The 12,651-nt window shown below is 64.3% G+C and carries 7 protein-coding genes; 5 read left to right on the top strand and 2 right to left on the bottom strand.

Annotated elements, in window-relative coordinates; translation table 11 throughout:
- The first annotated feature begins 431 nt into the window (after positions 1 to 431).
- The 3 genes from LG661_RS17790 to prfB all read left to right on the top strand — a co-directional run bounded on the left by LG661_RS17790 (position 432) and on the right by prfB (position 5,568).
- Positions 432 to 1,682 (top strand): N-acetylmuramoyl-L-alanine amidase, encoded by a 1,251-nt coding sequence (locus LG661_RS17790; protein ID WP_230533223.1) that lies wholly within the window; start codon positions 432 to 434, stop codon positions 1,680 to 1,682.
- A gap of 146 nt (positions 1,683 to 1,828) precedes the next feature.
- On the top strand, positions 1,829 to 4,261 hold the full coding sequence (locus LG661_RS17785) for a penicillin-binding protein 1A (RefSeq protein WP_230533222.1): 2,433 nt from the start codon (positions 1,829 to 1,831) through the stop codon (positions 4,259 to 4,261).
- 178 nt (positions 4,262 to 4,439) lie between these two features.
- Positions 4,440 to 5,568, top strand: a protein-coding gene (gene prfB, locus LG661_RS17780; RefSeq protein ID WP_230533221.1) for a peptide chain release factor 2 whose coding sequence is annotated in 2 segments (ribosomal slippage) — positions 4,440 to 4,508 and positions 4,510 to 5,568 — 1,128 coding nt in all. Because the reading frame shifts where the segments join, the coding sequence is not laid out codon by codon here.
- A 50-nt stretch (positions 5,569 to 5,618) separates the two neighbouring features.
- On the opposite strand, the gene LG661_RS17775 is transcribed toward prfB, so the two are convergent.
- Positions 5,619 to 6,086: a peroxiredoxin gene (locus LG661_RS17775; RefSeq protein WP_230533220.1), complete on the bottom strand. Its 468-nt coding sequence runs from the start codon at positions 6,084 to 6,086 to the stop codon at positions 5,619 to 5,621.
- 224 nt (positions 6,087 to 6,310) lie between these two features.
- On the opposite strand from LG661_RS17775, the gene LG661_RS17770 reads away from it, so the two are divergent.
- Positions 6,311 to 9,715, top strand: a complete 3,405-nt coding sequence (locus tag LG661_RS17770; RefSeq protein WP_230533219.1) for a DUF3971 domain-containing protein — start codon at positions 6,311 to 6,313, stop codon at positions 9,713 to 9,715.
- Positions 9,716 to 9,780: 65 nt separating this feature from the next.
- Here LG661_RS17770 and tyrS read toward each other — a convergent pair whose 3' ends face one another.
- Positions 9,781 to 11,178 carry a tyrosine--tRNA ligase gene (gene tyrS, locus LG661_RS17765; RefSeq protein ID WP_230533218.1) on the bottom strand — a complete coding sequence of 466 codons (1,398 nt, stop codon included), beginning with the start codon at positions 11,176 to 11,178 and terminating at the stop codon, positions 9,781 to 9,783.
- A gap of 231 nt (positions 11,179 to 11,409) precedes the next feature.
- Between tyrS and LG661_RS17760 the strand changes: the two genes are divergently transcribed.
- Positions 11,410 to 12,651: M10 family metallopeptidase C-terminal domain-containing protein (locus tag LG661_RS17760; RefSeq protein WP_230533217.1), on the top strand; the 1,242-nt coding region annotated here is incomplete at its 3' end.

The raw sequence follows: 12,651 nt of genomic DNA, 5'->3' as shown, positions 1-12,651 counted from the left end.
TGAGGTGGGGCATGGGCGAGCGCGGGAACGATTGCGCGACTCGAACGGTGCAGAAACGAGAGTCAGGACTGACTTCGTGTGCGCAACCATTCGACACGGCCCTTTCGTCGGAATCGGTGGGGCGGGCATGCCCGGCCACCGGCATAGAGGCGAAACCATCGCCATGTGATCCTGTCCGTGAGCCTGTCGAGGGTGGCGGGGGAGCCGGAGGATCGGTCAACACAACCGTCTCCTCGGATCCGCCGTCAGATTCGGCCATGCCGGACGGGATCAAGATCATTACAGATTGATTATGCCTTTTGGCAAGATGCAGAGATACTGTGCCGTAAGTGCAACATAGTCTCGACATTATAAGGCGAGGCATCAGGTTTCGTTAACCCAATGCCGCCTATGAGATAGGAGGGACGCTCGACTGATTCCAGCGGCCAAAAATGCAAAACACCTTGTTCGTCCGTCTTTTTAGCGCCCTTCTCCTGCTGACTCTCGTCGCCTCGGGAAGCCTGCGCGCCTGGGCGGCGGGCGAGGAGAGCAGGGGCGGTGCGGCCGTCATCGCCGCCGGCGTCACGGTTGAAGTCGCTGGGGATAAGACACGCCTCAAGGTTGCCCTGTCCAAGCCCGTGAACGCCCACGCCCATTTCATGGAGCGCCCCGACCGGGTCATCGTGGACCTGCCGGAGGTCACGTTCCATCTTCCCGCCGATACCGGCCGCAAGAGCGAGGGGCTGATCGCCTCCTACCGCTACGGCCTTTTTGCGCCCGGCCGCTCGCGGGTCGTGATCGATCTGGCTGACGCCGCCGTCGTCTCCGCCCTTCATGCTGCGCCGAACGACGCCGGCACCATGGCGACGCTCACCATCGAGTTGTCCCGGGTGGACCGCGAGGAGTTCCGGCGCGCAGCTGCCCAAAGCAGGACTGTGGCGGCAAAGGCCGCTCCCGAGCCTCCCATGCCGAAGGCCAATGTGGATGCCCGGCCGGTGATCATGATCGATCCCGGTCACGGGGGGATCGATCCGGGCGCAGCGGCGGCAGGCGGGGGCACGGTCGAGAAGGACCTCGTTCTCGCCTTCGCCAAGCTTCTCAGGAAAAAGCTCGAGGCCGGAGGGCAATACCGCGTCCTCATGACCCGAGACCAGGACGTGTTCGTCTCCCTCGGGGACCGGGTGCGCGCCGCGCGGGCCGCGAAGGCGGACCTCTTCATCTCCATCCATGCGGATTCGATCTCCGGAGGGCAGGACGTCAGGGGGCTCACGGTCTATACCGGGTCGGAGCGGGCCTCCGACGCCGATTCCGCCCGGCTGGCCGACCGGGAAAACCGGGCCGATGCGGTGGCCGGCATCGAGTCGCGGGAGGTGGCCGACGACATCTCGGACATCCTCCAGGACCTGACCCGCCGGGAGACCCGGACCTTCTCCCACGGCTTCGCCAACCGCCTCGTGGGCGAGTTCGACCCGGTCGCCCGCCTCAACAAGAATCCCCGCCGGGAGGCTGGTTTCATGGTCCTGCGGGCTCACGATGTGCCGTCCGTCCTGGTGGAGCTGGGTTATCTGTCGAGCCAGAAGGATCTCGACCTGCTGATGTCGGACGAGTGGCGCGGCAAGATGGCCGCCGCCATGTCCTCGGCGGTGGACCGCTTCTTCGCCGCGAGGCTCGCCAAGCAGGGGACTGCCGTAGTTTTACCATAGATGCGGTGTCGATACCGGGTGGCGGGGGCGCGATTCCTCGGTTAACAGAACGGGACAGGGTATCCTGGCTCTGCCTGTCGAATGAGTTTGCGTTCAATATCTGCTGCTAACCGGGCGCCTTTGCGCCGATAACGGAATACCTTCGGATGCGTTTTGTCGTACGATTCTTCGGCTTCCTGTTCAGCATCGGTGCGATCTTCTTCCTGATCGGCGCTGTCGGGCTGGCCTATGGATATTGGGTCTTCTCGAAGGATCTGCCGGATCACGCTCAGCTGGCCAATTACGAGCCGCCGGTGATGACGCGCGTCCATGCCTCGGACGGCAGCCTGATCGCCGAATACGCCCGCGAGCGCCGCCTCTACCTGCCCATCCAGTCCATCCCGAAGCGGGTCATCGCAGGCTTCCTCTCCGCCGAGGACAAGAACTTCTACAAGCATCCGGGCATCGACCCGGAGGGCATCGTGCGCGCCATCGTGGCCAATGTCCGCTCCGGCGGCAGGCGGGAGCAGGGCGCCTCGACCATCACCCAGCAGGTGGCCAAGAACTTCCTCGTCGGCAACGAGAAGAGCTACGAGCGCAAGATCCGCGAGGCGCTGATCGCCCTGCGCATGGAATCGACCTTCTCGAAGGACAAGATCCTCGAGCTCTACCTCAACGAGATCTTCCTCGGCACCCTGACCCCGGGCCGCAACCTGCACGGGATCGCCGCCGCAGCCCTCGATTATTTCGGCAAGTCCGTCCACGAGCTGACCCTGGCCGAGGTCGCCTATATCGCGGCCCTGCCCAAGGGCCCGAACAACTACCATCCCTTCCGCCAGCGACAGGCCGCCATCGAGCGCCGCAACTGGGTCATCGACCGCATGGTCGACAACGGCTACGTCTCCCGCGAGGAGGGCGATGCGGCCAAGAAGGAGCCGCTCAACGTCACGCCCCGGGTCGTGTCGCCCAACACCATCGCCTCCGGCTATTTCGCCGAGGGCGTCCGCCGCGACATCGCCGAGCGCTACGGCGAGGAAGCCCTCTACGAGGGCGGCCTCCTGATCCGCTCGACCCTCGATCCCAAGATGCAGGCCATGGCCCGCAAGGCGCTCACCGACGGTCTCGTGCGCTTCGACGAGGCCCGGGGCTGGCGCGGGGCCCAGCAAAAGCTCGACCTGAAGGGCCGCGAGTGGGGCATCGCCCTCTCCGAGGTACCGGTTCTTGGTGACGTGAAGCCCTGGCAGCTTGCCGTCGTGCTCGAGGTCGGGCGCGGCCAGGCCAAGATCGGCCTGCAGCCGAAGCGCGAAGTGTCGGGCCAGGTCTCTCGGGATCGCGAAACGGGCGTGATCACGGCCGAGGGCGTGAAATGGACCCGTCGCAGCGTCGACAAGGCCCTGTCCCCCGGCGACGTGGTCTATGTGGAGCCGATCTCCGGCAAGGACGACCAGTACCGCCTGCGCCAGATCCCCGAGATCTCCGGCGCCATCGTGGCCATGGACCCCCAGACGGGCCGCGTTCACGCCATGGTCGGCGGCTTCTCCTACGACCAGAGCGAGTTCAACCGGGCCATCCAGGCCATGCGTCAGCCGGGCTCCTCGTTCAAGCCTATCGTCTATGCGACGGCCCTCGACAACGGCTACACGCCCTCGACACAGATCATGGACGCGCCCTTCGTGCTCGACATGGGGCCGGGCCAGCCTGCCTGGGCCCCGTCGAACTACGACGGCAAGTCGGCGGGCCTGCGCACCCTGCGCTACGGAATCGAGCATTCCAAGAACCTGATGACCGTGCGCCTCTCGAACGAGGTCGGCATGCCGACCATCGCCGAATATGCCCGCCGCTTCGGCGTCTATGACGACATGCTGCCGCTTCTCTCCATGTCGCTGGGCGCGGGCGAGACGACGGTCATGCGCATGACCGCGGCCTATTCCATGTTCGTCAATGGCGGGCGTCGCATCCGGCCGACGCTGATCGACCAGATCCAGGACCGCAACGGCCAGACCATCTACCGCCACGACAACCGCAAGTGCTCGGGCTGCGACGCACAGGCCTGGGACGGCGGTGCGCCGCCCAAGCTCAACGACAACCGGGAGCAGGTGCTCGATCCGCTCACGGCCTACCAGATGACCTCCATCCTGGAAGGCGTCGTGCAGCGCGGCACCGCCCAGAGCGTCAAGGCGGTGGGCAAGCCGCTCGCCGGCAAGACCGGCACCACCAACGACGCCAAGGACGTGTGGTTCGTCGGCTTCTCGCCCGATCTGGCCGTGGGCGTGTTCCTCGGCTACGACCAGCCGAAATCCCTCGGCAACGCGGCAACCGCCGGTCAGTACGCAGCGCCCGTCTTCCGCGACTTCATGCAGATGGCGCTCAAGGACAAGCCCGCGACGCCGTTCCGCGTGCCGCCCGGCATCAAGCTGATCCGCGTGAACCCGTCCACCGGCACCCGCGCAGGCGAGGGCGGCGGGATCCTCGAGGCCTTCAAGCCGGGTACCGCTCCGCCCGAGACCTACGCGCCCATCGAGCCGGAGATGATTCCGCAGGCGGAATACGTGCCCGCGCCCCCGCGGGCGGTGGGCGCGGGAACCGGCGGATTGTATTGATCCAGGCCCGGCCCCTTCCCATATCGGAAGGGTCCTCCACCCCATGAACCTGATCACCCGGCAGCCGCGCTTGCGGCCGCAAGGGTGAGACAGTTTCAGGAAGAGGGCTCTCCTTTGACACCGTGCGGCGCTCACCTTAAGACGCCGCCATCATCAGGCACGAACAGCAGCAGAAACGATGCGCGCCGAAATTCAACACCTCGTAGAAGAGACCAAGCAGTCAGTCGGGCTGCTGAGGAGGCATCTTTGACTGGGACAACGCCCAGCGCCGCCTCGCGGAACTGAACGCCCAGGCTGAAGATCCCAACCTCTGGAACGATGCGGAGGCTGCGCAGAAGGTCATGCGCGAGCGCACTTCGCTGGAAGACCAGATCTCCGCTATCAAACGGATGGAGCAGGATCTCGAAGACGCGATCACCCTCATTGATCTCGGCGAGATGGAGGAGGACGAGGGCACGGTGAAGGAAGGCGAGGAGGCCGTTCGCGGCCTTCAGGCCGAGGCTGCCCGCCGTCAGGTCGAAACGCTGCTCTCGGGCGAGGCCGACGCCAACGACACCTATGTCGAAGTGCATTCCGGCGCGGGCGGCACGGAGAGCCAGGACTGGGCCAACATGCTCCAGCGCATGTACGCCCGCTGGGCCGAACGCCGGAAATACAAGGTCGAGCTTCTCGAAATGACCGACGGCGAAGAAGCCGGCATCAAGAGCGCCACGCTCCTGATCAAAGGCCACAACGCCTATGGCTGGCTCAAGACCGAGTCCGGCGTGCACCGCCTCGTGCGCATCTCGCCCTACGACTCGAACGCGCGCCGCCACACGAGCTTTGCATCGGTGTGGGTCTATCCGGTGGTGGACGACCGCATCAATATCGAGGTCAAGGAATCGGACTGCCGCATCGACACGTTCCGTTCGTCGGGCGCAGGCGGCCAGCACGTGAACACGACCGACTCGGCTGTGCGCATCACGCACATTCCCACCGGCATCGTCGTGGCCTGTCAGCAGGAGCGCTCACAGCACAAGAACCGGGCCACCGCCTGGAACATGCTGCGCGCCCGCCTCTACGAGCTCGAGCTGAAGAAGCGCGAGGAGAAGGCGAATGCCGAGGCTGCCGCCAAGACGGATATCGCCTGGGGCCACCAGATCCGCTCCTACGTGCTGCAGCCCTATCAGCTGGTGAAGGATCTGCGCACGGGCACGCAATCGACCAGCCCGCAGGACGTGCTCGACGGCGATCTCGATCCCTTCATGGAAGCCTCTCTCGCCCAGCGCGTTTATGGCGGCGGCGAAGAGGTCGAGGACATCGATTAAGAACAGCAAAAGGCCACTCTCACCGAGCGGCCTTTTCGCATGAGAGGCCGTTAATCCAGCGCCCGCGCCGCCTCCAGCACTTCCTCCGCATGGCCGGGCACCTTCACCTTCGGCCAGACGCGCGCGATCCTTCCCTCGCGGTCGATCAGCACGGTGGTGCGCTCTACGCCCATGTACTTGCGGCCGTACATGCTCTTCTCCACCCACACGCCATAAGCCTCGAGCATCGTCTTTGCCTCGTCCGAGGCGAGGGGAAACGTAAGGTCGTATTTGGCGCGGAACTTGTCGTGGCTCTTTACCGGGTCGGGCGAGACTCCCACGATCTCCGTGTCGGCCGCGGCGAAATCCTGGCGCAGAGCCTGGAAGTTCTGCGCCTCCAGCGTGCAGCCGCTGGTGTCGTCCTTCGGGTACAAGTAGAGAACGATTTTCCGGCCTCGCATCTGTTTCAAAGTAACGACTTGTCCATCCGTCGCAGGTAGTGAGAAGGATGGAGCCATGGTTCCAGGTGTCAGTGGCATAATTCGCCTTCCTTTTGGCGGAATGTGCTGGTTGGAGATCTCTTTATGTGCGGGGATGAAAGAGGCGGTCGCGAGAGAGCTCCGGGACGGTTAAGGTTCTCCATCTGATTCCCTCATTGTCGTCCCCGTGCAAGAGCCAGGTTTTCTGCGTCACAAGAATGAAACTGTTCATCAGTGCCATATCGCGCCGGCGGAAACCGGCGAAGCGGAGTGCCATACGGCGCATGCTTCGTGGCGCTCTCTATGTGAAGCTTGGCCTCATTCTCGCTTTGGGGATTGGATTCGGCGCGCTGTACCTGCGCCTCTCCGCAGCCCCGCTCAGCTTCGGGCGGCTGCCGGACCGGGTTGCCGAGGCGCTCGCAGCCCGGATCGGTCCCGGCTGGTCTGTCACGCTGCGCAGCACCGCCCTTGAACTGCAGAACGGCGCCCCGGCTCTCAGGGCAAGCGGTCTCGACGTCAGAGCCCCCAACGGGGATCTCGTGCTGCGGGCGCCCCATGCGATCATCAGCGTCGACGGCCTGTCGCTGCTCACCGCCAATCTCCAGCCGAAATCCATCGAGTTCCGCGACCTGCAGCTGCGGGTCCTCGTCAATCGCGACGGATCGCTGGCCTTCTCGCCCGTCCAGGGCGCCGAGGGTGAAGGTGAGCCGACCGCGCCGGCGCCTGTTCCCGTCAGCCCGTCCGCCGAGATCGCCGCTTCTCTGCAGAGGAAGGCTCAGGGGCCGTCCCCTGTCTCCGGGGTCGTCGGATCGCTGTTCGATATCGTGGTCGGCCCAGGCGGCATCCTCAGCTCCCTCGCCACGGCCCAGCTGACCAATGCCCGATTGGTGTTCATCGACGCCGATGCCCGCATCCGGGCCGATTTCCGCCGCCTGGACGCGACCTTCGACTGGACCGAGGATGGCGGGCGGCATTTCTCGGCTACCGTCGAGGGCAGTCGGGGGCCCTGGCAGATCAGTGGAGACGCCGTCCGCAACGCTCAAGGCGGCTATCGGGCCGTCCTTGCCGCAGACGGGGCGCCGATCCAGGACATTCTCCTGCTGACCGGCCTTTCGGCTCTGCCGGCGACTACCGACCTCGAATTCTCGGGCCAGGTCAACGCCGCCTTCGCGGATGGCCGCGTCACCGAACTGAAGGCTCAGCTCGCCAGCAATACGGGCATGATCCAGATCGACGACAGAGATACGTCTCCCCTTCGGGTGGAGCGAGCCGGGATCGATATGGACTGGGACGAAGCCGCCCGGACCCTCCATTTGCGCCGGTTCGAGCTGAAGGGCGGAGAAACGCAGGTCGCTCTCCAGGGCCGGCTTATGGCGCTCGCCGCAGACAACAACTGGCGCCTGGTGCTCAACGGCAGGGATCTCGTGCTGCCCGGGGCCGCCGACGGCGACGGCCCCGTTCGGATCTCCGAGATTGCTGCGGATCTGTCAGGTCCCGACGGTGTCGCCATCAATTCCCTCACGCTCAAGGGACCGGAGCTCTCCGCCGAGATCAGCGGCCTTCTGGGCACTTCCGCGGATCCGAAAGGGCTCAAGCTCGACGTCGGGGCGCGGCAGACCGGCGTTCGCTCCGCGCTGCGCATCTGGCCCGAGGCTGTCGCGCCGCCGGTCCGCAGGTTCCTTGTCGAGAACCTCAAAGCCGGGACCCTCGAAGCCATCGACCTCAAGGTCGCCATGACGGGAGAGGACATCGCGAAGGCGATCTCGGGCGGTCCGATCCCGGACAAGGCCTTGAAGATCGACTTCGCCATCAAGCAAGGCACCCTCCGGGCCGCGGAGGGATTGCCGCCTGTCTCCGGCATGGATGTCACCGGTCGGGTGACCGGAACGAAGGTTCTGGTGCGTGCCCCTTCGGGCCGGGTCGAGATGGCTGACGGCCGCGCGCTTGCGGCGTCCGACGGCTCCTTCGCCCTCAGCAACTACTGGGACGATGACGCCCTGGCGCGGATCGTCTTCAGCCTGAAGGGCGGGGCCGATGGGCTCGGCGCGCTGCTGCTGGAGCCGCGCATCAAGGAGATTGCCGGTTTCGAGGTCGATCCCGCGACCATGAAAGGTATGGCCGACCTGCGCGTCGGCATCGGGCTTGCCGTTAACGACATTCCCGCCTTCGCCGACCTGCCGCTGACGGTGAACGGAACGGTGAGCGAACTCGGCGTCGATAAGATCTTCGGCAAGGATCCGCTCGAAAACGCCAATCTCACCATCGCCTACGACAAGGGCGATCTGTCGATCAAAGGCGAGGGGAAGCTGGGGGGAGGCCCCGTTTCCATTGCCGTCCAGAAGACCCGCCAGGGCGGCGAGGCCAACGTCGCCTTCACCCTCGACGAGGCCGCCAGGAACCGGCGTGGCCTTTCCTTCGGCTCGCAGCTCACGGGGGCGATTCCGCTGAAGGTCACCATGCCTCTCGGCAAGTCCTCCAAGCCGGGGATTGCCGTCGAGGCCGATCTGGCCAAGGCGGGCGTGGACCAGCTCATCCCAGGCTGGGTGAAGCCTGCCGGAAAGCCCGGCAAGCTTACCTTCACCCTGGTGGAAGGGCCGAGCAGCGAAATCCATGACCTGCATCTCGACAGCGGAACCGTGCAGATCCGCGGGACGGCGACCCTGTCGGGGGAGGGCAGCCTCGAAAAGGCGGAGCTCACGACCTTCAAGCTCTCGCCCGGCGACGACATGAAGGCCCAAATTGAGCGCTCCAACGGCGCCTACAAGGTGACGGTTCGCGGCAACGTGGGCGACGCGCGTCCTTTCGTGAAAGGCAGCGGGACCGCGCCGGCTTCCAACGGCCGCAATGCTGCGCAGCAGGAGGGAAAGGACGTCGACCTCGACCTCATGCTCAACATCCTGACGGGCTTCAATGGTGAGGCGCTCACCAACGTCTCGCTCAAGGCCTCGATGCGCAAGGACAACATCAGGCATCTGGACATGAAGGGACGTCTCGGCGCGACCGACGTGATCGGCCGTACGTTGTCTCAGGGCGGCGGCGGCCGCGCCATCGTCATCCAGGCGGACGATGCCGGTGCAGTGCTGCGCTTCGTCGATGTCTACCGACGGATGGCCGGCGGGGATCTCATCGTTCAGCTGACGGCGGGAGACGGCCCTCAGGACGGGTTCGCGATGCTCAGGTCCTTCACGCTGGTCAACGAACCGGCCCTGCGCCGCATCATCCCGACGCAGACGCAGGTGATCGCCGGGCAGGATCGCGCGGGCAATCCGCAGGCCATCCGCGTGGACGTCAACGAGGTCTTCTTCAACAAAGCTCGCGTCGACTTCACCCGCGGCTCCGGGCGCGTCGATTTCAAGAACGCCGCCATCTTCGGCAGCCAGATCGGCTTCACGCTCGCAGGCTATATCGACTACGCGCGCGACGCGATGGACATCGCAGGAACCTTCGTGCCGGCCTACGGCCTCAACAACGCCTTCTCGCAGGTGCCGCTGTTCGGCCCGCTTCTGGGGGGAGGACAGTACGAGGGGCTCTTCGCGGTCAATTTCCGCGTGACGGGACAGATGGGCTCGCCGACCCTGAACGTGAATCCGCTTTCCGCCGTCGCGCCTGGCTTCCTGCGCAAGCTCTTCGGCGTCGGAGCGAGTGCGGAGCCGCAGACGGGCTCCCTTCCGACTCTGCCCGAGCGATAGGCGAGTGCCTGGCCGGAAGCCGCTCCTTCGAAAAGGCGACCTCCAATCTTATAGAGATGCTGGGATCACACGGGGCGCAGGAGCACGTGTTTCTTCTTTCCGAATGAGAGCTTGATTACGCCTTCAGCCGTCAGGTCTGTGGCTCTCAGGACTCCGCGCTCGTCGGCGACGGGCTGGTCGTTGACCTTCAGTCCGCCGCTCTTGACCTGACGCCGCGCCTCACTGGTGGAGGGGACGAGCTTGGCGTACTCCGGCCCGAAGGCGGTCAGCACGCCCAGGCCTGCGTCCAGAACGCTGGAGGGGACCTCGATGGTCGGAAGGCTTTCCGCCAGCGTTCCCTGCTCGAAGGTCTTGCGCGCCGTCTCGGCGGCGAGCTCCGCCGCCTCGCGGCCATGGAGGAGGGCGGTGGCCTCGGTCGCCAGCACCTTCTTGGCCTCGTTGACCTCGGCTCCCTGCAGGGCAGCGAGACGCTCGATTTCGTCCATGGGCAGGATCGTGAAGAGCTTCAGGAAACGGACTACGTCCGCATCCTCGGTGTTGCGCCAGAACTGCCAGTAATCGTAGGGGCTCAGCATGTCGGCATTGAGCCAGACCGCGCCGGAGGCGGTCTTGCCCATCTTGGCGCCGGAGGCGGTCTTGCCCATCTGGGCGCCGGAGGCGGTCTTGCCCATCTGGGCGCCGGAGGCGGTCTTGCCCATCTGGGCGCCGGAGGCGGTCTTGCCCATCTGGGCGCCGGAGGCGGTCTTGCCCATCTTGGCGCCGGAGGCGGTCGTCAGAAGCGGGCAGGTGAGCGCGTAGAGCTGGGGCGTGCCGAGGCGGCGGCCGAGATCGATGCCGTTGACGATGTTCCCCCACTGGTCCGAGCCGCCCATCTGCAGGATGCAGCCGTAGCGCTTGTTCAACTCCACGAAATCGTAGGCCTGGAGGATCATGTAGTTGAACTCCAGGAAGGACAGCTCGTGCTCGCGTTCGAGGCGCAGCTTCACGCTGTCGAAGGACAGCATCCGGTTGACGGAAAAGTGCCGGCCGACATCCCGCAGGAATTCGATGTAGTTGAGCTTGGTCAGCCACTCGGCGTTGTCGATCATCGTGGCGTCCTGCCGACCGTCGCCGAAGCCGATGAAGCGGGAGAAGACCGTCCTGATGCTCTCCTTGTTAGCCTCGATCTGCTCCACGGTGAGGAGCTTGCGGCTTTCGTCCTTGCCGGACGGATCGCCGACCCGGGTGGTGCCTCCGCCCATGAGAGTGATCGGCCGGCCCGCGCCCGTCTTCTGCAGCCAGTGCAGCATCATGATCGAGAGAAGATGCCCGACATGGAGAGACGGGCCGGTGCAGTCATAGCCCACATAGGTGGTCAGACGCCCTTCTGCCGCCGCCGCATCGATGCCCTCCAGATCGGAGGTCTGATGAATGTAGCCCCGCTCGGTCAGCACTTTCAGGAAGTCGGATTTTGGCGCGTTCATCGCGTCTCTCTCGTCGGTTCGGGTCAAAAGCGAGCGGACCTCTACCAGTTCCGCGGTCCGATTTCACGCGGTTTCATGCTCGATACCGCTCGTCCAGGAGCACAGCGCTTTTGCCTCCGACCGCCGGTCTTTACCTTCTGGTTTTGTCATTCCGGCTCTGCCCCTGCGGCAGCTTGACGCGACAGGTCGCAAATCCTATCTGTAATAAAGTAATGTTACCGGAGATGGGCGATGTCGTTCTGGGGCTGGATCGAAGAGGCAGGGGAGTATCTTGGAGGTCGGGCCGAAGCCGTCGGCGATTGGCTGGGCGACAGGGTCGAAGACGGCTATGAATGGTTGTCCGACAACATCTCGGGACTGCCGCTGCACTTCTTTTCATTCATGGGGCAGTTGTTTCCGTCGGTGAATATTCTCGGAGTAAAGTCTTTCACACCGAGTCACGGCGACAATGATGTCAATGGGTTGATGGCAGGTTCGAAATGGGCAGGTTCGACTATCACCTTTGCGCTGCCCGACTCTCAGGACGATTATGAAATAATTAATCCGAGCGCATCGGGTTACAAGCCTCTTTCGGCCCAGAACGAGGCGGCCGTTCATGAAATCATGGGTTCCTTCGCCGGTTATGTGTCGGTCGGCGTCAACTATGCCGGGCGAGGTGATGCGACTATTCAGGTGGCAGGTTTTGAGCATGGCGATATCATCAATCGCAGCCACGGAATGTACGCGGGAGTGCCGCTCTTCGGTAGCGATACGTGGCTAACTACAGGTTCGAGCACGAGCGTTCTGACGGGTAGTCGGGACTATTTCTTGGCTTTGCATGAGTTGGGGCATTCCCTTGGCCTCAAGCATCCCCACGACTCTGCCGGCAATCTGCCGCTGATGTCATCGTCTCTCGACTCCACCGAGTTCACGGTGATGTCCTACAAAGAGACGGCCAATCGGCCCCAAAGCTATATGCAGTATGACATTGCTGCGCTGCAGTACATGTATGGTGCTGATTTCACGACGCAGAGTGGAAATACCGTCTACAGCTGGAATCCAGATACGGGCCAAACCTTCGTCAACGGTGTTAGCCAGGGCAGCACCAGCGATAAATTCATCTTTCTGACGATTTGGGACGGTGGCGGCATCGACACTTATGACATGTCGAAATACAGCGAGGGGGGGCTGATCGACCTGAGCCCAGGCGGCTTCTCGCGCTTTTCCACAGAGCAGTTGGCGGTCAGGAGATCCGAGTCGAAAGTTTCCGGCAATGTCTACAATGCCTTCCAGTGCAATGGCGACCCGCGATCCCTGATCGAGAACGCCATCGGTGGCAGCGGCAACGATACCATCATCGGAAATCAGGCCATCAATCACCTCCGCGGCGAAGGGGGCGACGACAAGCTGTCCGGGGGTGCGGGTGCGGATCGCCTGGACGGTGGGGGCGGCCGGGACACGGTCAGCTACTACCACCGTCCTGTCGCGGTGGAG

It is taken from the genome of Microvirga roseola (assembly GCF_020866965.1).
GTDB lineage: Bacteria > Pseudomonadota > Alphaproteobacteria > Rhizobiales > Beijerinckiaceae > Microvirga > Microvirga roseola.
The sequence above is the reverse complement of the archived record's forward strand: the minus strand, read 5'-3'. Positions and strand labels throughout refer to the sequence as shown.